Source organism: Pararhizobium sp. IMCC21322 (assembly GCF_030758295.1).
In the GTDB taxonomy this organism is placed as follows: Bacteria; Pseudomonadota; Alphaproteobacteria; order Rhizobiales.
The window spans coordinates 4,680,246-4,705,681 of record NZ_CP132335.1 but is presented as its reverse complement, the minus strand read 5'-3'; the positions used below and the strand labels follow the sequence as shown (position 1 = coordinate 4,705,681).

Genomic DNA, 25,436 nt, shown 5'->3' with positions numbered 1-25,436 from the left:
TTTCAAATATGAAAATTAGATCACAGTTCATAATTATAGCTATCAACAGTTTGATATTATTACTTATTATTGAGGCTTCATCGCATGTTTATATGAGGTACATTGGTGATAAAAAACCGTTTTTTCTAAATATTGGTAGTATTAATGGAGAGGGAGATGATGTATTAAATGCCTTGGACCCTCTTTTAGGTTATGCGCATGGATATAATGAAGATGGCGTTATAAATCTAAATGAAAATTATACATGGCATCATGGATTTGTTATTTATAAAAAATTGGAAGACCCAATTCTCAGGATTGATGAAATAGAACGACCCATAATTTTAACGCTTGGCGGGTCGACGACCGATGGAATCAGCTATGGGCATAGTTGGCCAGAGGAGTTGGCAAAGAATTTAAAATCATTGGAGATAAAGGGTACTGTAATAAATGGAGGGACTGGAGGATATTCTACTAATCAAGAGCTCTTAAAGTTGATACGAGATGGTCTGGAATTTCACCCCGATATTGTTATTTCATACAGTGGAATAAATGACCGAGGTAGATATAGTGAATTGCCACAGCCAATGACACATAAATTTCAACGTAAGATGTTTGGAAAAATAGTAAATAAACAACTTCCCATAATAATGCCAAGTTTTGTGGCCTTAATATCTTCTTTTAGCGAAAATAGAAAGGTTAATAAATTGAGTTTAACATTGGGGGTTGAAAGTGAAAAATCCCTTCCTGAACAATTTGAAAAGAATATTCAAATTATGAAATCTGTTTCAGGAACATTTGGTGCAGACTTTGTTTCATTTATACAGCCATACAAATATTATAGGAATGATTTTGATGTGGAAGCAAAAGAATTTTCTGAATTCGGAAAAAACAGAAAAAAATATATTAATGATGTAAATTTGTTGTATAAGAATATTACTAAGTTGGCAGACAAATACGATTATATGTATAATTCTACAGATATTCTTAATGATTACATGAATGTATATAAAAAAGATGGAACTCACCTTTTGCCAAAAGGTGATAAGATTGTTTCTGAATATATATTTGAAACTATCAAGCCGATGCTATCAAAATTATAATATTAAACTAATTTCATCTAGGCTCAGGACTCATTAAATCCACCATATGACGATAGCTGCAATGCATATGCTTGAAAAGAATGTGTGTGCGCATCTGTGGTATCGAGTTGCTACGCGTCGCCGGTCTTTAAGTCTGCCGAACATGTTTTCCACCTTGTGGCGTTCCTTGTAGAGGGTTTTGCTAAAACCGGCAGGAAGGTTGCGACCCTTTCGCGGTGGAATGCAGGGCGTTATTCCCTTGGCTTTCAGCGCAGCCTTAAACTCATCGCTGTCATACCCTTTGTCGCCGATCAGGTGGGATGCTTTCTCAGGAAACGCGGGACAAAGCAGTTTGGCGCCGATGTGATCGCTTAACTGGCCCTCACTCACGCCCATGATGATCGGACGTCCCTTGCCATCACAGACCGCATGCAGTTTGGAGTTCAATCCACCTTTTGTGCGGCCAATATGGCGGGGAACATCGCCTTTTTTAGCAAACTGCAGGCAGTTCGGTGGGCTTTCAGGTGGGTGGCATCAATCATAAGCGTATCAGGACTGCCCGCGTCGCTGACTAACGCACTGAAGATGCTATCAAAAACACCAGGTGGCTCCATCGGATGAAGCGATTGTATAGCGTCTTATGCGGCCCATGATCCGATGGTGCATCGCGCCAGCCGTTGGCCGGCAGACAAGCAAAGCGCAATCGAGAGGCGAAGCCCATTCTTGATCACAAAGATAATCCCTGACACCACCACCCGACGATCATCCACACGCGGCTCACCATGGGCCAAGGGAAAATACGGCTCGATCTTCGCCAACTGATCCTGCGAAAGCCAAAACAAGTCACTCATGATGAATCACAATTCAGTTAAAATGGGAATCCAGTCGATTAATAGGTCCTGACCCTAGGGTCAGGACTCATTAAATCCACCATATCATGATTGCTGCAATTGTTATTGCAGCAATGAATATGTCTGCGCATCTATCATAACGGGTTGCAATGCGCCGCCAGTCTTTGAGCCTGCCGAACATGTTTTCGACCTTATGGCGCTGTTTATATTGGCGTTTGCAGAATGTTGCAGGATTGTTTCGGCCTTTGCGTGGCGGGATACATGAAGAAATACGTTTGGCCTTGAGTGCTGCACGATATTCGTCACTGTCGTATCCCTTGTCAGCAATCATAATTTTGGCTTCAGGTAGTTCTGGGTAGGTGATCTTGGCTCCGATGTGATCGGATACCTGACCGGCAGTTAGTGCCATGATGATGGGCTTGCCCTCACCATTGACAACAGCATGAAGTTTGGAATTCAAGCCGCCTTTTGTGCGCCCGATATGACGGGGTACATCCCTTTTTTTAAAAGGCTGCAAGCTGTGCGGTGTGCTTTCAGGTGGGTCGCATCAATCATCAATGTTTCAGGTCCTCCGTCTTCACCAGATAAGCCACTGTAGATACGGTCAAAAACACCCAATCGGCTCCACCGGACAAAGCGGTTATATAGCGTCTTGTGTGGTCCATATTCGGTTGGCGCATCGCGCCACCGAAGGCCATTTTTGAGGACAAAGATAATCCCCGAAATCACCCGCCGGTCATCCACACGTGGTGCTCCGTGAGCCAGGGGGAAATAAGGGCGCATCCGAGCGAGTTGATGATCAGACAACCAAAACAAATCAGACATGACAAACCTCCGTCGTTTGACACATTGAATCTGATTCGCTCATTTATGAAAAGCCGTTAACCAACAGGGCCTGAGCCTAGCTCGTCCAGTCCAACTTCCGGCTTCGTTACTGAGAAGGAATAGACAAGGGAGAGTATTTCTGCGTGTTCACGAAGGTTTTCGTCGGGTTGATTGCGCTGCTCGAAGATCCGATCAAACAACTGGCTATCTGACAATTGGGCTAAGGATTCTCCTTCTTCAACTCGCTCAGCGACAGCTAATGAGACCCTGGCGTTGCCGTCGGCAAATTCAGCAATCTTACGTGCGTTCGTTTGGCCGATGCCTGGGAATCGACGGATAAGAAGCTGATCGGATACATCGGAGCCGTTTGCTTCAATATGGATGACTTCCGTTGTTTGGGGCTTGTCGTCCCGAATATCGTACTCGACAATAATTAATGAAATTTCTGCCTTTGAGGCTGAAACCTTGCCTGCTAGTGCGGAGTGCAGATCTGAAGGGCAGTTGTCGAGGACCATGATTGCGCGCCTGCCTTCGGCCAATAACCTGTCTAACATTGCGGTGGCTGATGGATCCGGCCCCGTTCCAGTATCAACGTAAACGGCAGCAGTTCTGTCCAATGGATGAGTTCCAATTGTCTCATCGAAGAGACTTTGCACAATCCTTGTCTTTCCCCCACCTGATAGCCCCGTGATACGAACCGCCTTGTTGGTCGTGCGAATGAGATCACGCATAGGTCCGATGGCATCATCAATGCTAAGCTTGTCGCCTTTGCCAGAAGGAAGTGTGACTACGACGCCAGAGGCCAAAATTAGCGTATCATCGGTATCCCTTGGGGGATTGCTCCAAGCCGCATACGGCTGCCAACCAGAATATCCTTGACCGAGTTTACCCTTCACCCAAAGTAACACGGAAGGGTACTGCCGTAGCCACTGAAGCAGTTTGGCCTGCTGCCGGTTCCGTGGACACCGAGTTAAGGTGTTTTGATGGAATCGGAGTTATCCAATGCAGAGAAGAAAGTTCAGTCGCGAGTTCAAGCTTGAAGCGGTGAGGCTTGTCAGGGAACGTGGTGTGTCGGCCGCCCAGGCGGCGCGGGATCTCGAATTGCACGAGAATGTGCTGCGCAAATGGATCAAGGAATTTTCGGCTGATCCGCAATATGCGTTTCCCGGCCATTGCCAGATGAGGCCCGAGCAGCTTGAGATCGAGCGGCTTCGACGCGAAGTGAGAAAGCTGAAGGCGGAGCGTGACATCCTAAAAAAGGCCACGGCCTTCTTCGCGAAAGAAGTGACATGAAGTTCGCCTTCATCGCGAAGCACCGGGGCATCTGGCCGGTGGCATGGCTGTGCGCCGCTGTGGATGTATCACGTTCGGGTTTCCACGCCTGGCTCAACCGGAGCCCGAGCGTGAGATCCCGGCGCGACGAGGAACTCCTCACCGTTATCGACCGGAGCTTCAAGAGCAGTGACCGCACCTATGGCGCACGCCGGGTCTGGCACGACGTTCTGGCCGAAGGCCTGTCATGCGGGCTCCATCGCATTGAGCGGCTGATGCGCGAAAGCGGGCTGCGAGCCCGGCCTCGTCGGCGCGGGCTGCCGAAGGATGCGGGCGAAAGGATGGCGCCGGTGTCGCAAAACATCCTTGATCGGGCCTTTGATGCGCCAGCGCCAAACCAGAAGTGGGTAGCCGACTTCACCTACATCTGGACTGCGCAGGGGTGGCTCTACGTTGCCGTCGTCATCGACCTGTTCTCGCGCCGGGTCGTGGGATGGTCGATGAGTGCCAGCATGAGCGCGCAGTTCGTGACCGATGCGCTGATCATGGCGATCTGGCGAAGAGGCGAGCCCGACAGCCTGTTGCACCACTCCGATCAGGGTAGTCAGTATACCAGCGAGCAGTTCCAGCGGCTGATGGCCGATCATGGCATCACATGCTCGATGAGCCGCTCAGGAAATGTCTGGGACAACGCCGCGATGGAGAGCTTCTTCTCCTCGCTGAAAACGGAACGCACGGCCCGAAAGGTCTACCGGACGCGCGACGACGCCAAGGCAGATGTGTTCGACTACATCGAACGCTTCTACAATCCAAAACGGAGGCATTCGACGATCGGATATCTCAGCCCCGTTGAGTTCGAGGAGGTGGCAATGTTAGCTTAAGTGCCTGTCCACGGAACCGGCAGCAGGCCAAAGTACAGGCATCTCCAACTAATGGTGTTCTGATTTCACAAGTCAATGAAGCAAAAGCTGCAGTCCGCAGCGAAGGCAATTCGTCCCATTACGTCACAGTTCACTAATCCAGAATGCGATCCCACATCAAAAGTCATCTTCGGGCGAGATTGACGAGGAGCGATTTCAGGCGTCCTGTTTCTTGACTGTCGAGTACATGGGCGACCTTCATTGCAGCACTATTAAATCTGAGCTTGTTGGGACGATAAAGTCAGGGTCATTCTTCAGGCAATTTTTGCTATTCGGAAATCTCGGTTCCAGCCGGAGCGCCAGTTGCGAATCCCGCGATCAATTTGATCTGGGCTCGCAACATATCATTTCCGTCACTGGTCATGCACCCTTTGGCTTGAGCCGCTTTTAGCAAATCGGTTTGCCCCTCAAGCGCAGCGATATCTGCTATCAGCGTCGAGGGATTGAGTGATTCAAGGTTGATAGGAAGCCGCATGTCCGACTTTATCCCGACAGGCGTCGCGTTAATAATCACGTCATGCATTTCATAAACCGCCTCGGCTGGACCAGCCAACTGGCATCCCGTCGCTCTGTTGACCAAGGCAGACGTGAAGTTTGTCGCATCACTATCCAAATCGACAATACTCAGCGCTGCGATACCCTCATCGACAAGAGCGTGTGCAATTGCCCGACCTGCTCCACCACCACCAAACAGAAGGACCCGAGCTCCATGAAGCCGTGAACGACGTTTGCCTAGCCCGTTGACAAAACCGACACCGTCGAACAAAGCGCCAATCATTCTGCCGTCCAACGTTCTCTGGATGCTGTTTACAGCGCCAACTGCCTGTGCGGCAGGAGACACTTCATCGCACAAGTGAAAGGCAGCAACCTTGTGTGGAACGGTGACACCAATGCCAGCTAGATTGGAGAATTCACGAAACACGGACCAGGTTTTGCCAAGCATGGGGGGCGTCACGTGAAAAGGCACGGCAAAACAATTTTCGCCATTTTTCGCGAAGAGTGGATTTATCAGATGTGGCGTTTGAACTTGTGAAATCGGGTCGCCGAACACTGCGTAGATGCGAGAATTACCGTCCAAATTCTGAATGGGTTCCATTGGTGAGTTTTCCCTAACCAAAAATCTGGCGACAGCGCTCCAGAGCCATATCGAAGACCATATCCGGATCTTCATTCCACCAGCGTTCCGAGAAAATTTCTACTTCGACGGGGCCATTATAGCCGGTGGCTTTCACACATTTCCAAATCCCGTGCAGATCGATGATGCCATCACCCATCATTCCACGGTCTGTAAGCAGGTGTGTTGTCGGGACAAGCCAATCATTGACATGAAAGCTGAGAATAGAGTTTTCGAGCGCAGATCTTGCGATCTCGCTCTCAATGGTTTCATCCCACCACACGTGATAGGTATCAACGACCACACCAATATTTTTACCAGCAAACTGGGCGCAAATGTCATTGGCATGGCGCAGCGTTGTGATGCATGTTCGATCACCACAGAGCATGGGATGTAACGGTTCCAGTGCCAAATTCATCCCCACCTTTTGGGCATGCTCATGCAGAATACCGATAGCGTCCACAGTCTGGAAGCGCGCGCTTGCCAGATCTTTGGAATCCGGTTCAAGCCCACCGGGAAACACCAATATATGATCGGCACCCACCGCGACGGCATCGTCTATCTCGTTTTTTGCCATAGACAGGAGCTTGCGCCGATCAGATGCATCTGAGGTAAGAAGTGGGCCAGCCCGATTATAGCCGAACGCCTCAACCTCATAATCTGCCATTAGTGAGGCGGCTTTAGCGACGCCGACTTTCTTGATGTCGTCGCCCCAGAGCCCGGCTTTTTGTACACCGCGTGCACGGCACGCCTCTAGAAAATCCAACAACCCCCAACGCTCTCTGAATGTTGCTGAATTCAATATGTACTCTGCGTCCATCTTACTTGCTCTTTCGGCTATTTCGCCCGGGTCCAAATTTTTATTGCTCTGGCAGAGCGGAAAGATTTATGTCCATTGTAAATTGGCGTTGGGGTCGTTTTATTTAAAACTGTAGACGCCCATCTTTTCGAAGATTGCATAGATGCGGTGCGCATACTGGGCAAATTCGGGATAGTCACCCAGGTGAAACGGGCGTGGGCGTGGCAGGTCTATCTTTATTTCTTCCACAATTGTCCCTGGGCTATGGGACATCACAAGCACTCGGTCTGACAAACCAACGGCTTCTTCAATCGAGTGTGTAATAAAAATGACCGTCTTGCGTGTTTCGAGCCAGAGCATCTCCAGATCATGGCGGATCTGAGTCCGTGTAATCGCATCGAGGGCGCCAAACGGCTCGTCCATGAGCAACATTGAAGGTTCGTGCACCAGCGCTCTGGCGATTGAAACGCGCTGCCGCATGCCGCCCGAAAGCTGCCATGGATAGCGGTTTTCTGATCCGGTTAGTTTGAGGCGCTCAAACAGCGTGTTGGCGCGATCCTGAATTTCCGCCTTATCAAGACCTCTAATCTCCTGTTGCAACATCACATTCTTCATCGCGGTGCGAAACTCAAGCAGAAGGTGGTCCTGAAATACTATGCCGACCTCAGATATTGGTTTGGTAAGAGGCTCGCCGTCGATCTCAACCGTACCGGAGGAAAAGGGCTCCAAGCCTGAGACCATTAGCATGGTGGTACTTTTACCGCAGCCGGACGGGCCAATAATGCTGACAAACTCTCCCGGTTTTATGTCCAGATCAATCGGACCGAGAGCATGAAATGCAGTTGGACCTGTTCCATATGTCTTCGTTAAATCTCTTGCCAAAATCGAGGCGCCTGCGCTCATATCAATTTCCTTGGGCAATATTTTGTTTTGTGCAGGCAGCGCGCCAGCGAATGGTTTCGACTGATTGTCCATGTATCATCAGCAAAGTGCACGTCACGCATGATGGTCTCGCGCCCAAGGCGTCAATAATTTTTCCGCACCGCTCATGAGGCCATTGAAGATGAGTGCAACAAGTGCCGCGGCAATAAGACCAGAAAACATAAGCGTCATGTCCATGAATCCGGAAGCGCGCATCATCATGAAGCCCAGACCCTCATTTGAGGCTATGAATTCGGCAATGATGACGCCTTCGGCGGCCTTCACTATGCCGATCTTCATACCCGAAAAAATATGACCCATGGATGCGGGCAGCTTTACTTTAATGAGTGTTTGAAGCGAACTGGCTCCCATTGAGCGGGTGATGTAATAGAGCCTGGGATCAACAGCTTTGAATCCAGTCATGCTGTCGACGAGTATCGGAAAAAAGCACATCAGGAACACCACGACGACCGAAATTACGGGGCCGACACCAAACCAAAGAACCAATATCGGGGCGATAATTGTCTTGGGCATAACATTCAGGAATACGATCACGGGATAAAGACCACGTTCGAACGTTTTGACCGAAACGATTATCAAGGCTAGTGGAACAGCAACAATGACCCCCACCATAAAACCCAATAACAGGTTCTTTGATGTTGCCAGTGCGTGGTGAAAAATTAATTCGAAGTCGCTGAAAAATCGGGCAAGAAAGTCGAACGGTCCGGGCAGTAACCAGAGCGGCACACCAAAAACACTGATCAGCGACTGCCACAGACCCAGTAGAAACAACACAGATATGACCGGATAGATAAGAGCAGAAATCCATTTTTGATTGAACAGCTGAAGGCCTGAAAATATGCGGCCAGACGAATGCCCGGCTTCATCGCCAGTCGTGCTGGTGGTTGGTTTTGTATGGTCTTTGGTTGTCACAAATTCGTCCTGAATTTGATTTCGGGCTCTGCCCACCCGAATATGCTGAAACTAGTGTCTGAAAATGCCAAGGCTATTTTTGCAGATAGTGTGGGCGATATTTGAATATCGCCCACCCATTTTTGACCGTTCGGAAAATCGTCTGGTTTGTTCCCCAAAGGCTAGAAGAGGCTATCAGGGGCAGAGCACAGGCGTAGTTGGCAGATAGTCCAGTGAATAATAGTCAGTCACTGGCTTCGAGGTGGGGAACTCCATTGCCGTTGTCATCACACCATAGATGCTGTCCCAGGTTGCAGCATCGGTTGCACCGATGACGTCGCCGGCTCCGCCTGGACATACTGATGCATACATATATTTGGCACCTGCCAGTAACGTTTCTTTTGATTTCTGAGTATCAGGGAAGAGCGCTAGCAGAGCATCAACGCTGGCTTCGGGGTCGTTAATAGCGTCTTGCCAACCGCGAGCAGAAGCCTCGATGAACTTCTTGTAGACGTCCGGATTGGCGGCAAGTTTGTCTTCGCGGGCGATCAGGCTGAGGCTGACCAGCGGAACACCATTGTTGTAAAAATACATGTTGCCAGCCTTGTGACCCTGTTCGGCAAGCGGCACGACGGTGTTAGCCGGGACTTCTGCCACTGCGTCAATCCCACCGGAGACAAGCAGTCCCAAAATGGCGTTTTGAGCAACAGAGATAATTTCCACATCGGATTCAGCAATTCCGTTTGCCTTAAGAAAAGCAGGAACCAACGGAACCATCGCAGACCCTGGTGGAACAGCCAGCTTTTTACCAACCAGATCTTTTGGCTCGGTAATATCTGATGACTCAAGATACTGGATTCCAAACTGGCCCGCTTTCCAAATAGTGGAGATCACCTTGATGGGAGCGCCTTTCGAAGCGACATTCAGGGCAGCTCCCGCGTCAGCAAGACCAAGGTCTGCCTGACCAGTTGCCACGAGCTGTGCCGCAATCGCAGACCCGCGACCTTCTTCAAATTCCACATCAAGCCCGGCGTCATTATAGTAGCCGTTTTTATGTGCCATCGCGAAGCCGAAATGGGCCGTATCCGCGGTCCAGTTCATTGTCATTTTGATCTTATCGTCCGCAGTAGCATTAAGAGGCAGGATCGCCACTGATGCTATGGCTGCAATGGCCAACAGACCCGATTTGCAAAATATATGTTTCATTTTTTCCTCCTTGTTAAAACTGTTTCCAGCGGGTCGGTTATCGGCCTGCCAAAATTATTTTTACCAGACCAGGTGCCTGGTCATGGGTTTCGTGGTCGGCATTTATCTTCTCCGCCAGGGTATTACGTAATTCTCGATCATCACGATGAGGTAGCTCAACAGGACGCCAATAAGTGATCCGACGACAAGAGCGGCAAACACGGAAGTGACGTCGAATGCTTTCATCGCCCGCAGAACAAAATAACCAATGCCGTTCTTCGAATTGAGCCACTCGACAACGATGACAACCGTGACCGCTATGACGATTGTTATTTTGAAACCTGAAAATATGCTTGGGAGTGCGGAAGGTAGCTGGAACTTCCAAAATGTCTGCCACCAAGTTGAGCCAGTCGACTTACTTAGGTAGTAATGGCGATAATCAACCGATTTGAAGCCTACAACACTGTCTACCAGAATGGGGAAGAAGGTAACGAGCGCGGTGAGAAGTACCTTTGGGAAATCTGTGAAGCCGAACCACACTAACATCAAGGGCGCCAAAGTAATTTTGGGCAATCCCTGGATAAACACGACCATCGGATAAATGAGCTTTTCGGCAAGCTTGTAATTCGCAATCAGATAGCCGAGAAAAATGCCCGGGACAGCCCCCCAGAAAAAGCCGTATAGAACGATCTTGGTGGTCATCAGACTGTGATAAAACAGCTCACCACGAATTTCGTATATCCGTGCCAGAAATGCAGATGGGGGCGGCAAAACCTGCGCCGATACATCTGCTGCGCGAACCGTTATCTCCCATAACAACAAGAGTCCCGCAAACCACAGGAACGGTTCGTAAAACCTGTTTAGTTTTGCGAGGAATTGCACGGTTCAGCTCCGGAGACTTTTTGAAACTGGTTCAAGCGGATCTTGATCAATAGTGGCGTCGTTGTTCCTCTGAGGGGCGTAGCCAATTATCTTGCGCAACATTTAACTCCTCATCGGCTTCATCAACTTCCAGCCGACCTAACAGAACACGTAAAAATCATTTAAATTCCGAAAAACGGAATAGTATTCCACTACTTCTGTGAAGCGTTGATGTCAACCATTTGTTCGCTGGTTTCCAGTCTTAACTGGCGTTCAACCGCCATTCTGCATGCAATTCCGCAACCTGACGGCCCTGCCGCCCAAAGCTGCTGAATGCGATTGATTGGTTGGAATGTCGTCGATTTTGAGACAGGTGCAACCGCAGATTTACGTGCGCAAGGTGGTGCACCCGACTTTGATCTGGAGACATGGACTGAGCATCACAAGATATTCAGATTGAAGGTTGCTGTCATTTTACGTTAAGTGTTCCAATTAGAATAATGTTTCAATTGGAATTGCCCATGCCCTCCATGAACATCGACCGCTGCTTTCAGGTGTTGGAAATCCTGTGTGACAATGGTCAGGGGCTGTCATTGGGTGAAATTGCCCAAAAGGCAGACATACCCAAAAGTGCAACCCACAGGATGCTGACCTCGCTTTGTAGTGCTGGTTACGTGACACAGCTTGGGTCGAAAAACTACAGGCTCAGCCTGTCTCTCCCATCACTGGGGCTGCGATTTCTGTCTACGACCCATATTATGGACGAGTGTCAGCAAGTTCTTGATGATTTGGCGGCGGAGGTTGGTGAACTGGTCCGAATGTGCCTGGTCAGTAATTCCAACCTTGTTTGGATAGCAAAAGCGCAGGGCGCGAAGAACAGCCTGATGATAGATCCGGTTATGGGGCAAAAGGTTGCACTTCATGCGACGGCTACAGGCAAGGTATGGCTTGCTTCTCTGACGACAGAGACCGCGCTGCGCTATGTGCTTCGCGATGGCTTTGGAACGCGTGAAGATCACGGCCCATTGGTTGTTCAGACTATTGAAGAGCTTCAAGCAGAGTTGATTGCCACCAGCAAGCGCGGTTACGGACTGGCCATCGAAGAGGCGGATCCCGGGATTGCTGCAATTGCCATTGGAATACCCGGCAGCAGCCCCAAAGCAGAAATTGTTGGAACTGTTTCCATCGCCGGGCCGCACTCCAGATTGCAGAAGGAAAAACTCATCGACATGCTGCCCAGTTTGCAACAAGCGGTTCGACGATTAAATGGTTTTGACGTTCTTATGCGTTTCGTCGATTCCTGAAACGCTTCACAAGGCTTTTGGTAAGTTTTCCGATAAATGCTTCGCGATTTCGTCAACCTGATTATTCACCATATGAATTCCTGAATGGATTTTCGCGCCACGTTGTTCAGCCTCAATCAGCAGAGCTGTTTTTTCTGGTTTTGCAATCACTTCGGCGACTAGCATGCTGGCGTCAAGACAGTTTGGATCAACCGGCATGTGGTCGCTGAGGTTCATGCCAAGCGATGTGGAATTGATGATCAATTGCCCGCTTACTGGGTTTGGGTCTGCCGCATATGCAACAGACCGGCCAGCCCGGTCATTGATGCAGGAAGCTAATTTCTCAGCTTTGGAACGTGTTCTGTTTGCAATTGCCAATGAAGATGCACCGCGGTCAATCAATTCATGGGCAATGGCCGACGCGGCCCCTCCGGCGCCAAGCAAAAGACAGTCACGTCCTTTGATGTTATGCCCTTGTGCCTCGAGCCCTCTTGCAAAGCCCAATCCATCAAATTGGTAACCGCGAAAAGTGCCATCTTGCTCACGGCGCACAACATTCACAGCTCCGACCCGTTGTGCAACCTCGTCCACGCTGTCGCAGAGGCGAAAGACCTCAAGCTTGTGGGGGAGCGTGACACCAAATCCGATTAAATTCCGGAGGGCCTTCAATCCCGCCCAGGCTATCTGTAAATCGACCGCAGAAATGTGCAAGGGGATGCAAATAACATTTGCACCGAGTTTTTCGAAGATCAGATTGATGGCTTGGGGCGTTTTTATTTGAGATATCGGATCCCCCAGAACACCCATTAAAAAAGTATCGCCATCAATTTCCCGTTGCGAAACTTTATTCGATAATGCTGTTTCTGGTTCGAAAATCAGTTTAAATCCTCCGCAAGCCCAAGCTGCTGTCGGTCCAACCAAACCAGGCTACCATCTTCAACGCCAACAACAAGGCCAGGAGCTCCAGCTCCGGTCCAGTCCACAACTTCGGGCGATGCGACATGCATGGCCATCTGAATAACTTCACCCCTGAAGGTGAAAGCTCTTGGTTGAGCGAAAACCGGGACAGCATTTGATCCAGTGTTCTCAAGTAAAAAGATGCCAGCCTGCTTTGTCGTATGGCGCGGTTGACCTTTAGGGCCAGGCGGGATGGAAGCTTTGCAATGTGTACCTACAACGATGTCGAACACGCCGTTCCCTGTCCAATCGCATATGCAGAATTTAACGCGTCCCTGTCCACCACCAACATCCTGTGTAAAAGACATTCTCTCACCATTTTCCCATTTAAGGTGGGTCTTTTGGTGAAGCTCTGTTTTGGAATGCCTTTTGTAGTCTGACAGAAACCCTTTTTCATCCAGAGTGATGTAATGCTGTTGACCGTTTCCGAGCCAATCCACCACGCTAGGCTTGACCCGCCAAACTGTCTTAAGCGGGCGGCCTTCAAAATGCAGAAATTGCGCCGCTTCCAGAGCCGGAGGGTAAGCGCCGGTTTTGTTCTCAAACAAAGTATGGTGTCCCGTCACATCACTCATCAGCACGTCTGGAAAACCATTGTCTGTCCAGTCACATACAACAGGACAGGTATAGCCAAACATTTTCTCGGAAGGTCCCTGAATCGAACCAGTGAGTCCGGCACTCACACAGATAGGTTCGCCGCCAGACGTTATGTTGATTTCACGCAGTAATGTGGGGTTTGAGGCGGATCCGGACGACTGATAGAACAGCAGTTCGCCGGAACAATTTCCAACGACCAGATCGGGTCGGTCACGTCCGGGTTGCTGGAACGCAGCCGGTGATGGAAGCACGCTTGCGTGGATAATGGGCTTTGTGGTTTCAATGCGGCCCATCTTTTCAAAGACGGGTTGGCCGTTTCTGAGCACACCTGTATTTTTCAGGAAGCTGACATATCCATCTTCCGATCCGACAAGTAAATCCAGATTGCCGTCATTATTCCAGTCAACTGCGCACGGAAAGTGAATACAATGATCAAGCTCAATCGGTTGCGCATCTGCCCCTTGAATGAGCTCAAGCTCCTGATATCTGCCTGAGCCGTCCGATTTGCCAATATGCAGAATATTCCAGAACTCGCCGCACACAACATCGCAGTTACCACTTTTGGTAAAGTCGCCAAATGCGAGGGCTAACTGTCCGTAGACCTGCATGGGAGTTTCGCCGGAAAAAACAGGCTTACCCTTTGACAAGACTGGATTGGTAGGCGTGCCGGTGTTTTTGAAAGCATAGAGAAAACCGCGTAACGGACCTCCCAGCCAACGATCGGCGGCATCGTAAGCCTTGTAGCCCGGATCGCTCCATTCCAGCCCATTTGGCCAATAATCGTCCCAACAATCCGTCCCAACTATCAGTTCAAGCTGCCCATCTCCGTCGATATCTGCAAAGCGTGCGCAATGGTAAAATTCATTTCCCTTTACCCAGTCGGCATCCAATTCCAGAATAATCGGTTCGCCGAATTTAGGGTGCCCTGCATCGCCCGTATTTATGTATACGTTAATGGTTTTGCGCAGCCTTGATGCAGATACGAGATGAAAGGTGTCACCATCAGAGAAGGAGGTCACATAGCCGCGGATACCCTCAACCAGTTCCTCTGGTCCTAAAACAGGCGTTCCATCTGACTTTGTGTCAATCTGACGCCGAAGGTAGACCTGACCGTCATAACAAGGGTCCCAACTGGATAACAGAACATCCTTAGAACCAGAACCATACCAATCGACGACATCAACACAGGTTATGATGCGACCGGACAGGAAGCCAACTTCGACACTGTCATCGTAAGCAATGGCCTCATCCGCATAGTGCGGTCCATCCCAGACGATTGCATCATCTTCCCATCGTTTTACGCTCAACTTTCGGCCTCATATACGAAACATCGTTGCTAATGGAATATCATTCCTTTATGCGGAATTCAATTGATATTGTTATGAGCGATTTGTATGCTCAGGGTGAAGGCGTTTAATATGACAAGTATGATAAAAATTAATGGCGTTGTGCCGGTCATGCTGACTCCGTTTTCCAGCGAGAACTTCGTTGACGAGGCCAGCCTGGACAGATTAATCGATTGGTATTTGGCACAGGACTGCGGGGCCCTGTTTGCTGTTTGCCAATCGAGCGAGATGCAGAAACTTGCACTGAAAGAACGGCTCAGCCTGGCAAAATTTGTCGTCAAAAAAACCGCCGGTCGGATACCTATTGTTGCATCGGGACATATTGGAACTCTTATTGAAGACCAATGCACCGAATTGGCCGCCATGTGCGAAACGGGTATTGATGCACTGGTACTGGTAACAAACAGGCTGGCGGAGAACAATGAAGGTCTGCCGGTGTTCCGTCAAAACCTTCAAAAGATCATGAGTTCAATTCCATCGGACATGCCGCTTGGCCTTTATGAATGCCCAGCTCCCTTTCGACGGCTCATAAGTGATGATGAATTGAAATTTTGTCTGGATACCGGTCGGTTTGTGGTTCTGAAAGATGTTTCGTGCGACCTGGAAATCGTTGAGCGACGTTTGGAAATTGTAAAGGGCAGTGAATTTTCGATCATCAATGCCAATGCCGCCATCGCCTTCGACGCCATGCGGGCAGGTTCAAAGGGCTTTGCCGGCGTCTTCACAAACTTTCATCCAGACCTCTACGCTTGGCTTTATAAAAATATGAATTCTGACGCACCTCTGGTCAGAGATTTGGTGAATTTCCTAGCTCTCTCAGCCTGCGCTGAACCCATGGGGTATCCCGGATTGGCGAAGATTTATCATCAAAAGATTGGCACGTTTGGGACGATCCGTTCACGCGTAATTGGAGACGATATTCGTGAGAAACATTGGGCAATTGATGCGATAGTGGACCATATACACTCGGGTGCGGAGATATTCCGCCGCCGAATTGCGGAGCATGCGGTGCATGGACGCGTCACGTATTAATTCCGCATCCAATTCCAATTTAGGCTGATTTTCGTTCAAATTTGACGGAGATATTTCTGCTGTTTCTGAGGGTTTTCGGCACGAGTTGTAGAAGCCGCCGATATATTGGAACAGGGCGTCGGTGACCTAGAGCGTTTCACGGATTGACTGAATCAAAATGATTCCCTTTTGGTTATTTTTCTGATTCAAGATGTGTGCTGGAGCAAGGAGGCCAGCACATATGGCGAAACCTTATTCCAATGATCTGCGCGAGCGCGCGGTAAATGCCGTTGTTTCGGGGGAAACGACAAGGGTCGTAGCGGAGCGCTTTGGCGTTGCGGTTTCGAGCGTCGTCAAGTGGCATCAACGTTACCGGCAAACGGGTAGTGTCGAACCTGGTCAGATTGGCGGCTATCGTAAATCTGTTCTCGACCCGCATCGTGACTTTATTCTGGATCAGATCAAGCATACACCACATCTGACCCTTCATGGCCTGAGGGCCCTTCTGGCCAAGCGAGGCACCCCAGTTTCTCACAATGCGGTGTGGCATTTCCTGCGCCGTGAGGGATTAAGCTTTAAAAAAAACACTGTTCGGCCTTGAACAGGGTCGCGCTGATGTGGTGCGGCGCAGGCGGCGTTGGAAGAGCTTCATGGGCCAGCTTGATCCACGACGATTGGTGTTCATCCCTCTCGGCATTTGCTTTGCAATTGCCTGCCGGCAATGGATGAGACATGGATAAAGACCAACATGGCGCCCATTCGGGGTTGGGGTACAAAGGGCAAGCGCCTGAGAGGCTATGCGCCACATGGCACTGGAACACCATGACCTTCATCGCTGCCCTGCGCTGTAATGGGCTGACGGCTCCCTGCGTCTTTGACGGACCCATCAATGGGATTTCGTTCCGCGCCTATGTGGAGCAAATCCTCATCGCAACCTTGAAGCCTGGTGACATCGTCATGATGGACAACCTTGGCAGCCACAAGGCAAAGGTCATTCGAGACACCATAAAGGCCGCCGGAGCGCGCCTGTGGTTTTTGCAACCATATTCACCCGATCTAAATCCCATTGAGCAGACCTTTGCCAAGATCAAGCACTGGATGCGAATGGCGCAGAAGAGAACAATCGAGGAAGCATGGCGATATGTCGGCAAGCTCGTGGGAGACATAAGCCCCGCCGAATGCGCCAAATGTCTCAAAAACGCAGGATATGCTTCCGTCTAAACGTGAAAGACTCTAATGCTGTGTTTTCCATTTGTGACGCCGAATGAGTTCAGCCTCGGTGATTTTGAAAAAAAAGCCTCGATGACAGCATTATCGCAGCAATTCCACTTTCAACTCATTGATACCTTAGAGCCGATTTTGATAAAAAAGGCATTGTTGTTTTTGGCTTGTCGGAACGCGCTTCTGACCGTTCAAAGACTGGCCCACATTAGCCTTACACCCCCGACAATAGACTTGGTATGCTATTGTACGTTCGGTTTGGTCTCTGGTTTATGGGAGCAATACGTAATTTTTATAAGGTCGCTAAATGGGTTCTTCAAAGATAAAAGCTGTGCTTTTTGACAAGGACGGTACTCTTCTCAAATACAACGAGACTTGGGTACCTATAAATATGAAAGCAGCGCGGCTGGCAGCACGGGGCGATGAAATTATTGCTCTCCATCTTCTGGTCTCGACCGGTTTCGATCCAAAGTCCGGTGCGGTTCAGGCTGGTAGTCTTCTTGGCGCCGGAAGTACCGAAGAAATTGCAGAGATCTGGAGTCAAAATGGCGCTCTGTTTTTAAAGACTGAACTCATCAGCATGTTGGATTCAGAGTTTTCAAAAGCTATGCAGAATGCAGTGCCGGTTAACGGCTTGGTCCAGATCATAAGTCAACTGCGTCAACGCGGATATCAGTTAGGCGTTGCCAGCAGCGACAGTGAGAATGCCATTCGGGTATTTCTCCAGCAGATGGGGCTGGCGAGCCATTTCAGTTTTGTTTCAGGGTATGATTCCGGTTTCGGCCACAAGCCTGATACGGGCATGTTCGATGCCTTTTGCAGAACTATAGAATTAAGCCCGGAGCGGGTTGCGATGATCGGCGATAATCCTCAAGATCTGCAAATGGCCAGGACGGGGAAGGCAGGAATGAGCATTGGCGTGTTGAGTGGCAATGGCACTCATGCGGATTTAAGCCCTCTTGCTGATATGATCCTGAACGATATTTCCCAACTCGGCAATGTTTTCTCGTCCTCGTGTCATTGAGTCTGGAAAAGCGGGACAAGCCTCTCAGGCATCAATGTCGCCCGCATGATCCACACGCAGCAATTTGGCGCATTCGGCGGGGCTTATGTCTTCCACAAGCTTGCCGACATATCGCCATGCTTCCTCAATTGTTCTTCTCTGCGCCATTCGCATATTGGGAACCAGCGAATGGCACAACTTTGAACTTTAAAGGAAATGCCTGACGCGCTTTCTCTCCACCCAATCCACTGCGTGGCGCTTATTGTTCATCGATATCGCCATGTTTGGGTTCGCGCGAGCAGTCCTTTTGACACCAATGCGTGGATCGTTCGCGCAGCCACATTTGTATAGAGAATCATCATGCCCATCGCGGCTGCGGGGGCGACATCACCCGCATCATCCATGTTCAATACCGCGACGGAGGCGAGCGCCGTCCCTGATGAATAAAGGAACACCACAGCCGAAACCGTCGTCATGGCGTTCACAAAAAGATAAATCGATATGTCCAGGATGGCCGGCAAACAAACCGGAACACTTACTCTGGCAAATAATTTATAGAATGGCTGTTTGAGCGATGACGAAACTGCCTCAAATTCATTGTCCATTTGCTTGAGTGCTGTTGCAGCCGTCAGGTGTGACACTGTGTAAAAGTGAGTGACGGTACAAAGAACGAGAATGGTCATTGTCGCGTAGATAACGTGAAGCGGATTGTCAGGATTGTTGAAAAAGAAAATGTAGGCCAAGCCCAAAACCATCCCGGGAATTGCCATCGGCAGCATAGCCAAAAACTGGAACAATGTGCGTCCGGTTTTGAAGCCTTGCGTTTTTTCAACCATGTAAGCGCCGATAAACACCACGATGGTACCGAAAAAAGCGGTCAGTAGCGCCAGCTTGATGGAATTCTTATAGGCGCTCCAACCGCCGCCATCCATCAGATCGAAGGCGTAATTCTTCAGGCTGAGGCTCAGATCATAGGGCCAGAATTTGACCAGTGCCGCATACTGGCAGACGAGCAGAATACCGGCGATAAAAATCGCAATTGCAGAACAATATGCGAAGCACATCCAGTCAAAACGGGGACTGACTTTGGGTTGGTAAACGACAGAACGGGCTGACAGGGAGGCAACCTGCTTACGCTGGATAATCCGATCGATTGCAAATGCAAACATCGCCGGAATGAGCAGTACCACTGAAACAACGGCACCCATTTCAAAATTTTGCTGGCCAATCACCTGTTTGTAGATGTCCACAGCCAGCATGTTGAATTGCCCACCGATAACTTTGGGCAGACCGAAATCGGTGATGACCAGATTGAACACAACAAATGCTGCGGAAATCAAACCATACCGTGCGCTGGGGATGGTCACGGTCCAGAACGTCCGCCAGCTGCTGGCCCTAAGAGTAACTGCGGCCTCGTAAAGACGCGCGTCCGAAATTGCCAAAGCGGTGGTGATGATCAGCATGGCATGGGGAAATGTGAAGAAGACTGACCCAATGATAATGCCGTAAGGGCCATAGATCGACTCGCCCATCATAAATGATTTCAGCATGCCTTGATTTCCGAACAGATAGACCAGTGCGATGCCGGGCAAGAGCGAAGGCACCAAAATTGGCGCCATCGCGATTAACCTAAAAACACCCTTGAAGCGCATTCGGCTTCTGGCAAGCGAATAGGCGAACCCAAAAGCCAGCGATACGGTAATCACCGTGCTTATGGCGGAAATCAGCAGTGAGTTGCTTATCGAACGTACCAGAGATGGCGTGGAAAAATAGCGTATGAAATTGCTCAGGCCATTATCTGCCTCAGGTCGCAACACAACTTTACGGAATTGATTGGAATCAAACTCGTTCCAATCAATTCCGCTGCGGCGCTCTGATCCGAACAGATAAACAGCACTATCAGTGGTTCCGCGTATCTTGTAGCGAACAGGGCTTCGGAAAGAAAAGTCTGGAAACCAGGCCGTGACATTCAGACGGCCGTTTGATCCAGCAGCCAGATCATCTGGTCCATACGTGCCCGTTTCCTCATTCAGCGATTGCGCGGTGAATATTGTACCGTCGAAATTTCCGGTATCGTCGCTGACCTGAAACTCAAATTGTGTCAGATTAAATTGATAGGTGGCGAAAGCTTTCGACAACATGGAATAGAGCGGTAGGGCCAGAGCGATGACCAAATAGACGGCAATCATAGCGATAAAACCACGCATGATCCAATCATCAACGCCGAGCTTGGGCTTGACATTTTTGCCCGCCGGCAGCGATGCGTGAGACACGTCGGTCATGTCGCATTGTCCAGTGGAAATACCTTCAGTCGATCAAGGGGAATTTCAATCGACAGTTTTTTACCAACACCCAATTCCATCCTGCGGATGGCGTTGACTGAAAAATTCACCACCAGCGTCAGGCCATCCGATTGTGCACCACTCAATTCCGCACGCCAGAAGGAGCCGAGAAATTCCATATCAACAATCTCAACATCAATCATGTTTTCAGGCGTTTCAACAACGTCTATTGCGCCGGGGGAACGAGCGCCTTCTCCATGTGGAATGATGTCTTCAGGGCGTATGGCTGCAATGACAGCTGTGCCTGATGGAAAGTTGTGCGCGATACATTTGAAAGACGTTTTGCCGATCATCACGCCATCATTGCCCGTTGAGCTGGCTTTTACTTGGTTCATCTCACCAATGAAGTCGGCAACAAACAGGCTCTCCGGATCTCTGTAAATTTCGGTTGGTGTCCCAATCTGCTCCACAACACCATGGTTCATAACGACAATGCGATCGCCCATCGCAAGACCTTCCTCCTGATCGTGGGTCACCATGATGGTCGTGACGCCCAGTTTTCTTTGGAGCTCCTTGATTTCGTGGCGCAGTGATACGCGTACTTTCGCATCCAGCGCTGAAAGTGGTTCATCCAGCAAAAGCAGCCCAGGTTTAGAAGCGATGGCGCGCGCCAAAGCGATACGTTGCTGCTGTCCGCCAGAAAGTTGTGCCGGATATTTTTTGCCTTGCTCGGGCAGACCCACCAGTTCCAAAAGTTCTGCCACCCTCGCGGCAATTGCGTCCTTGGGCATGCCAATATTCTCGAGGCCAAATGCAATATTCTTTTCAATCGTCAGGTTTGGAAACAGCGCGTAAGATTGAAATACGATCCCAAAATCGCGCTCAGCCGGGGGCAGACTGGAAATATCTTTGCCATCTTGTGCAACTGACCCGCGCGATTGAATGTCCAGCCCGGCAATAGCTCTGAGCAATGTCGTTTTCCCGCAGCCTGACGGGCCGAGAAAACAAATGAATTCGCCTTGTTGGATTTCCAGTGAAATGTCTTTGAGCGCAACAAAATTGCCGAAAGCCTTCCATAGGCCCTCGATAGTCAGGAAGGACTGGTCCTGCTGGGCGGCGTCCCTTGTTGTTGAATCAGTCATCTCAATGGTCACACCAACCTCCCGGAACGGCAGTCAATTATTGTTCAACTTAATAAGGTGGCGTGGCTGCTGTATAGACCGCCGGATACAAAAATGGCGCTTCATTATGAAGCGCCACTTTGGTTTTTGATTTATTTAGCCTCAGATTTTGAGTCGTAGCGGCTCTGCCATTCTTTCAAGATTGCTGCGCGGTTATTCGCGGCAAATTCGAAATCATTATCGATCATTTTCTCAGCCAGATTTGCTGGGAAATGTTTGACGGGTTTTGCGACACCTGGATAAGCTACAACCGCATAACCAGTGTTGTACATTTCATTGGCCTTCTTGGTCACAGTCCAATCGACCAGAGTTTTTGCGGCTTCCAGAGCATCTGTACCGGCGATGATGGCTGTCGCTTCCATGTCCCAACCAACGCCTTCTTCCGGCACGATGATTTCAAGCGGCGCGCCGTCTTCTTTAGACTTGGCACCGCGGAAAGCGAAGGAAATACCGATTGGAATCTCACCCGCTGCTGCCAGCTTGCAGGGCTTGGAGCCAGAATGAGTGTAACGCGCAATGTTTTCATGCAGCGCATCCATGTATGCCCAGCCTTCAACTTCACCGAACATCTGGAGCCAACTGGAAACATCCAGAAAGCCTGTGCCGGACGAATTCGGGTTTGGCATAATCACGTGGCCTTTATATTCGACCTTCGTGAGATCTTTCCATGTTTTAGGCGGTGTTAGACCCAGTTTTTCGGATTCAACAGTATTGTAGCAAACAGCGGCGACCCAAGCGTCCATACCAGTCCATGTTGGCGGAGTGCTCTTGTCGACAAATTTGGGATCGAGGTTTTCAACACCTGCTGGCGCATATCCTTCCAGCATGCCTTCGGATTTCATCAACAGCAAAGATGTTGCAGCCAAACCCCAGACCACATCTGCTTGAGGATTGTCTTTTTCTGCCAACAGTTTGGCGGTCACAATTCCCGTTGAATCACGAACCCAGTTGATCTTAATATCAGGGTGATCCTTATTGAATTCAGCCGCATAGCGGGCCAGATCTTCAGCCTCGACAGCTGTGTACACGGTGAGTTCGGCAGCATTTGCATATGCAAATGCGACAGTTCCCAACGCGACACCCATCGAAAGGGTCTTGAGGGTCTTTTTGATCATAAAATTCTCCCGGTTTTGATAGTTAAAAACTTGGCCTCGGTATCGACAAGACCATGCGATATTATCATTTTTACACAGTCCAAGCAGGTCCTTCAGCTTACATATTATCAACATTGCCTTTTGCATTGCATAGCTAAAATCGATAATTCTGATGGGTAAATTGATTTTAATGATGGATGGCTGATTTGATAAGCCTTCAACAAGCCGTTAGGGCGCTCTGGGCTCGGATGAATTTCAGCCTACTTTCACCCGTTCTGATTTGGGATCATAAGGGCTTCTTAAATGCGCCTGCGCCGACAACAACTCACTGGCCAGATCAATTTGAAAAACACCCGATTTGATATAGGCTTTGTCGATTCCGGCATTATCCTGCAGCAACGCCAATACAACACTAGACTTTAACGTGTGACCATAGGCAGCGGAACGAACTTCACCAACAGGCGTTCCATTTCGCAGGACAAGCTCCCCACCCCACAATTGTGCGTCAGCATCATCAAGCGTAAATTGCACAATACGCTTGGTCAATTTTGCGGCTTCCCTGTGCTCTAGCAATGCTTGCTTGCCAATAAACCCCCCTGGCTTTTCCATGTCTACCGCAAAGGATAAACCTGCCTCGTAAGGATTGATTTCGGGCGTCAACTCCCGGCTCCAGGCTCGAAATCCCTTTTCGATGCGCAGGCCCTCAAGCGCGTAGTAGCCTGCATCTATCAGACCCAGATCACCGCCAACCTCGTGCAATAATTCGTACACCCCAACTGTAAATTCGGTTGGCAGGATCAGCTCCCAACCCAATTCACCGACATAGGTCATACGATTGGCGAATACGGTAGCGTAACCAATGTCGATTTCCTGAACCGTTGCGAACGGAAATGCAGCGTTGGTGAAATCAGCTTTCGAGACCCGCTCAAGCAGGGTGCGAGCGTTGGGGCCCATGATTGCCAATACCGACCAGGCACCCGTGACGTCGCTGATATGGCAATGTGCATCAGTTGGCATGTTCTTTCTTATCCAATCGGCATCGTGAACCGTTTGAGCTGAACCGGTGATGATGAGAAACTTTTGCTCTCCCAACCGCAAAACCGTCAGGTCGCTTTCATAGCCGCCGCGGTCATTCAGCAGACCTGTATAAACTGAACTGCCGATGGGCCGATCAATATTGGCGGCGCAGATTTCGTTGAGAACATTGCACGCATCCTTGCCCTCGACCATCAGCTTGGAGAACGATGTTTGATCGAATATCCCAACTTCATTGCGCACAGCGTCATGCTCACGTTTGACTGCTTCGTGCCAGTTCTGCCTGCCAAATGAGTATTCAATTCCGGGTTTTTCACCGACACCCGCGAAATAATTTACCCGCTCCCAACCCATTTTTGATCCGAAGACAGCATTTTTTGCCTCAAGCCGGTCGTAAAGTGGCGAACGGCGGAAGGGGCGTGCTGTGTCCAGCTCGCGGTTTGGCCACGGCATGGCGTAATGCAGCCCCAGCGTTTCTTTAATTCTATCGTGAAGCCATTTGGGATTGTTGTTGAAGCCTGCAAACCGGCGAATATCCACTGGCCACAAATCAATTGTCGGCGCACCGTTGACGATCCATTCGGCCAAAGATTTTCCGGCGCCGCCAGCACTGGCAATGCCCATGGAGTTGAAACCTGCGCCCACAAAGAAATTTTTCAATTCCGGCGCTTCGCCCAACAGGAAGTTATTGTCCGGTGTAAAACTTTCCGGACCATTGTAGAATTTTCGGACTTCGGCATGTTCCAACTGAGGCACGCGCATCAACGCGTTTTCCATAAGTATCTCAAACTGGTCCCAATCATCCGGCAATAATGAAAACTCAAAATCATCGGGAATGCCGTCCATGCCCCACGGTTTGGCTTCCGGTTCAAATCCGCCCATGGCCAGACCACCAACTTCTTCTTTGAAATATATGTAACCATCAGGATCCCGCATCACGGGAAGATCCGTGTGAACACCTCCAATTTTGCCGGTCACGATATACATATGCTCTGCTGAATGCAGTGGCACCGACACGCCGCACATCTTGCCAATTTTTCTTGCCCACTGCCCAGCACAATTAACGACGATCTCCGCTTTAACATCACCATGGTCCGTGCGAACCCCGGTAACGACACCATCGCGTGTTGATATGTCAGCTACATGAATGCCCTCGATAATTTTCGCGCCGCCATTTCGTGCGCCCTTCGCCAAGGACTGCGTCAGATCTGTCGGATTGGCTTTGCCATCGCTCGGTAACCAAATACCGCCTTGTAGATCATCAATTGCCATCACCGGCCACAGATCGCCGGCTTCACTTGCCGTCACCATTTCGACTTCCACGCCCTGCGCCCGGGCAGACGCCGCTGTGCGCTTCAATTGGGTCATGCGCTCGCCTGTGCGTGCAACCGAAAGCGAGCCGCAGCTTTTCCAGCCGGTTGCCAGTCCGGTTTCTGCCTCAAGTTCTGCATACAATTTGGTGGAGTATTGAATGAGGCCCGTCATGCTTGCATGACCGCGCAATTGTCCGACAAGCCCGGCAGCATGCCAAGTTGTACCTGAACTCAATTGCCCCTGTTCCAACAGGACAATATCTTTCCGGCCCAGCTTTGTGAGGTGGTAGGCAACGGAACAGCCGACAATGCCACCTCCGATGATGACAATTTGAGCGGCTGAGGGGAGAGTGTTTGACGGCACAATGAGCATCCTATAAACGGGCAAGACA

General features: G+C 49.8%; 20 protein-coding genes and 2 pseudogenes. 6 read left to right on the top strand and 16 right to left on the bottom strand.

Annotation, left to right across the window (positions count from 1 at the left end):
• Positions 1–8 precede the first annotated feature (8 nt).
• Positions 9–1,082, top strand: coding sequence for an SGNH/GDSL hydrolase family protein (locus tag RAL91_RS22370; RefSeq protein ID WP_306258448.1), 1,074 nt, complete (start codon positions 9–11; stop codon positions 1,080–1,082).
• Positions 1,083–1,115: 33 nt separating this feature from the next.
• Here RAL91_RS22370 and RAL91_RS22365 read toward each other — a convergent pair.
• From RAL91_RS22365 to RAL91_RS22355, 3 genes and pseudogenes are all read right to left on the bottom strand, one after another.
• A pseudogene (locus RAL91_RS22365) lies at positions 1,116–1,912 on the bottom strand (IS5 family transposase).
• A 70-nt stretch (positions 1,913–1,982) separates the two neighbouring features.
• A protein-coding gene (locus RAL91_RS22360; protein WP_306258447.1) for an IS5 family transposase occupies positions 1,983–2,737 on the bottom strand; the annotation gives its coding sequence in 2 pieces (ribosomal slippage) (positions 1,983–2,404 and positions 2,404–2,737; 756 coding nt in all).
• Positions 2,738–2,793: 56 nt separating this feature from the next.
• Positions 2,794–3,645, bottom strand: a complete 852-nt coding sequence (locus RAL91_RS22355; RefSeq protein ID WP_306258446.1) for a hypothetical protein — start codon at positions 3,643–3,645, stop codon at positions 2,794–2,796.
• Positions 3,646–3,739: 94 nt separating this feature from the next.
• On the opposite strand from RAL91_RS22355, the gene RAL91_RS22350 reads away from it, so the two are divergent.
• Positions 3,740–4,890, top strand: a protein-coding gene (locus RAL91_RS22350) for an IS3 family transposase (RefSeq protein ID WP_306257993.1) whose coding sequence is annotated in 2 segments (ribosomal slippage) — positions 3,740–3,989 and positions 3,989–4,890 — 1,152 coding nt in all. Because the reading frame shifts where the segments join, the coding sequence is not laid out codon by codon here.
• Between the two features lie 307 nt (positions 4,891–5,197).
• Here RAL91_RS22350 and RAL91_RS22345 read toward each other — a convergent pair.
• From RAL91_RS22345 to RAL91_RS22320, 6 genes are all read right to left on the bottom strand, one after another.
• Positions 5,198–6,025, bottom strand: coding sequence for a shikimate dehydrogenase (locus tag RAL91_RS22345; protein WP_306258445.1), 828 nt, complete (start codon positions 6,023–6,025; stop codon positions 5,198–5,200).
• A 13-nt stretch (positions 6,026–6,038) separates the two neighbouring features.
• Positions 6,039–6,845 (bottom strand): sugar phosphate isomerase/epimerase, encoded by an 807-nt coding sequence (locus RAL91_RS22340; RefSeq protein WP_306258444.1) that lies wholly within the window; start codon positions 6,843–6,845, stop codon positions 6,039–6,041.
• Between the two features lie 117 nt (positions 6,846–6,962).
• Positions 6,963–7,817 (bottom strand): ABC transporter ATP-binding protein, encoded by an 855-nt coding sequence (locus RAL91_RS22335; protein WP_306258443.1) that lies wholly within the window; start codon positions 7,815–7,817, stop codon positions 6,963–6,965.
• Positions 7,818–7,838: 21 nt separating this feature from the next.
• Positions 7,839–8,696: an ABC transporter permease gene (locus tag RAL91_RS22330; protein ID WP_306258442.1), complete on the bottom strand. Its 858-nt coding sequence runs from the start codon at positions 8,694–8,696 to the stop codon at positions 7,839–7,841.
• Positions 8,697–8,870: 174 nt separating this feature from the next.
• The gene (locus RAL91_RS22325; RefSeq protein ID WP_306258441.1) at positions 8,871–9,881 is read right to left on the bottom strand and encodes an ABC transporter substrate-binding protein; all 1,011 of its coding nucleotides are present in this window, start codon (positions 9,879–9,881) and stop codon (positions 8,871–8,873) included.
• Between the two features lie 102 nt (positions 9,882–9,983).
• A complete protein-coding gene (locus RAL91_RS22320; protein ID WP_306258440.1) occupies positions 9,984–10,742 on the bottom strand; it encodes an ABC transporter permease in 759 nt (252 codons plus the stop codon).
• A 500-nt stretch (positions 10,743–11,242) separates the two neighbouring features.
• Here RAL91_RS22320 and RAL91_RS22315 point away from each other — a divergent pair, with 500 nt between their 5' ends.
• The gene (locus RAL91_RS22315) at positions 11,243–12,025 is read left to right on the top strand and encodes an IclR family transcriptional regulator (protein ID WP_306258439.1); all 783 of its coding nucleotides are present in this window, start codon (positions 11,243–11,245) and stop codon (positions 12,023–12,025) included.
• A gap of 6 nt (positions 12,026–12,031) precedes the next feature.
• Here RAL91_RS22315 and RAL91_RS22310 read toward each other — a convergent pair whose 3' ends face one another.
• Positions 12,032–12,811 carry a shikimate dehydrogenase gene (locus tag RAL91_RS22310; RefSeq protein WP_306258438.1) on the bottom strand — a complete coding sequence of 260 codons (780 nt, stop codon included), beginning with the start codon at positions 12,809–12,811 and terminating at the stop codon, positions 12,032–12,034.
• Between the two features lie 68 nt (positions 12,812–12,879).
• Positions 12,880–14,865: a VCBS repeat-containing protein gene (locus RAL91_RS22305; protein WP_306258437.1), complete on the bottom strand. Its 1,986-nt coding sequence runs from the start codon at positions 14,863–14,865 to the stop codon at positions 12,880–12,882.
• A 111-nt stretch (positions 14,866–14,976) separates the two neighbouring features.
• Between RAL91_RS22305 and RAL91_RS22300 the strand changes: the two genes are divergently transcribed.
• The 3 genes and pseudogenes from RAL91_RS22300 (at position 14,977) to RAL91_RS22290 (ending at position 18,160) form a co-directional block, all read left to right on the top strand.
• Positions 14,977–15,936, top strand: a complete 960-nt coding sequence (locus RAL91_RS22300) for a dihydrodipicolinate synthase family protein (protein WP_306258436.1) — start codon at positions 14,977–14,979, stop codon at positions 15,934–15,936.
• A gap of 220 nt (positions 15,937–16,156) precedes the next feature.
• A pseudogene (locus tag RAL91_RS22295) lies at positions 16,157–17,136 on the top strand (IS630 family transposase).
• Between the two features lie 307 nt (positions 17,137–17,443).
• Positions 17,444–18,160, top strand: a complete 717-nt coding sequence (locus RAL91_RS22290; RefSeq protein WP_306258435.1) for an HAD family hydrolase — start codon at positions 17,444–17,446, stop codon at positions 18,158–18,160.
• A 24-nt stretch (positions 18,161–18,184) separates the two neighbouring features.
• Here the strand turns inward: RAL91_RS22290 and RAL91_RS22285 are convergent, their stop codons facing one another.
• From RAL91_RS22285 to RAL91_RS22265, 5 genes are all read right to left on the bottom strand, one after another.
• Positions 18,185–18,307 carry a hypothetical protein gene (locus RAL91_RS22285; protein WP_306258434.1) on the bottom strand — a complete coding sequence of 41 codons (123 nt, stop codon included), beginning with the start codon at positions 18,305–18,307 and terminating at the stop codon, positions 18,185–18,187.
• Between the two features lie 98 nt (positions 18,308–18,405).
• Positions 18,406–20,421, bottom strand: coding sequence for a putative 2-aminoethylphosphonate ABC transporter permease subunit (locus tag RAL91_RS22280; RefSeq protein ID WP_306258433.1), 2,016 nt, complete (start codon positions 20,419–20,421; stop codon positions 18,406–18,408).
• The gene (locus tag RAL91_RS22275; protein WP_306263071.1) at positions 20,418–21,563 is read right to left on the bottom strand and encodes a putative 2-aminoethylphosphonate ABC transporter ATP-binding protein; all 1,146 of its coding nucleotides are present in this window, start codon (positions 21,561–21,563) and stop codon (positions 20,418–20,420) included. Before RAL91_RS22275 ends, RAL91_RS22280 begins: the two co-directional genes overlap by 4 nt.
• 131 nt (positions 21,564–21,694) lie before the next feature.
• Complete coding sequence (locus RAL91_RS22270; RefSeq protein WP_371932452.1) at positions 21,695–22,717, bottom strand: putative 2-aminoethylphosphonate ABC transporter substrate-binding protein; 1,023 nt, start codon at positions 22,715–22,717, stop codon at positions 21,695–21,697.
• A 234-nt stretch (positions 22,718–22,951) separates the two neighbouring features.
• Positions 22,952–25,408 (bottom strand): FAD-dependent oxidoreductase, encoded by a 2,457-nt coding sequence (locus RAL91_RS22265; RefSeq protein ID WP_306258432.1) that lies wholly within the window; start codon positions 25,406–25,408, stop codon positions 22,952–22,954.
• Positions 25,409–25,436: the final 28 nt, after the last annotated feature.

Excerpts from the sequence above, each read along its gene's own strand:
- RAL91_RS22275 (WP_306263071.1), bottom strand. The coding sequence starts at position 21,563 with ATGACTGATTCAACAACAAGGGACGCCGCCCAGCAGGACCAGTCCTTC.
- RAL91_RS22300 (WP_306258436.1), top strand. The coding sequence starts at position 14,977 with ATGACAAGTATGATAAAAATTAATGGCGTTGTGCCGGTCATGCTGACT.
- RAL91_RS22310 (WP_306258438.1), bottom strand. The coding sequence starts at position 12,811 with ATGGGTGTTCTGGGGGATCCGATATCTCAAATAAAAACGCCCCAAGCC.
- RAL91_RS22325 (WP_306258441.1), bottom strand. The coding sequence starts at position 9,881 with ATGAAACATATATTTTGCAAATCGGGTCTGTTGGCCATTGCAGCCATA.
- RAL91_RS22290 (WP_306258435.1), top strand. The coding sequence starts at position 17,444 with ATGGGTTCTTCAAAGATAAAAGCTGTGCTTTTTGACAAGGACGGTACT.
- RAL91_RS22285 (WP_306258434.1), bottom strand. The coding sequence starts at position 18,307 with ATGGCGCAGAGAAGAACAATTGAGGAAGCATGGCGATATGTCGGCAAG.
- RAL91_RS22370 (WP_306258448.1), top strand. The coding sequence starts at position 9 with ATGAAAATTAGATCACAGTTCATAATTATAGCTATCAACAGTTTGATA.
- RAL91_RS22335 (WP_306258443.1), bottom strand. The coding sequence starts at position 7,817 with ATGGACAATCAGTCGAAACCATTCGCTGGCGCGCTGCCTGCACAAAAC.
- RAL91_RS22280 (WP_306258433.1), bottom strand. The coding sequence starts at position 20,421 with ATGACCGACGTGTCTCACGCATCGCTGCCGGCGGGCAAAAATGTCAAG.
- RAL91_RS22315 (WP_306258439.1), top strand. The coding sequence starts at position 11,243 with ATGCCCTCCATGAACATCGACCGCTGCTTTCAGGTGTTGGAAATCCTG.
- RAL91_RS22270 (WP_371932452.1), bottom strand. The coding sequence starts at position 22,717 with ATGATCAAAAAGACCCTCAAGACCCTTTCGATGGGTGTCGCGTTGGGA.
- RAL91_RS22345 (WP_306258445.1), bottom strand. The coding sequence starts at position 6,025 with ATGGAACCCATTCAGAATTTGGACGGTAATTCTCGCATCTACGCAGTG.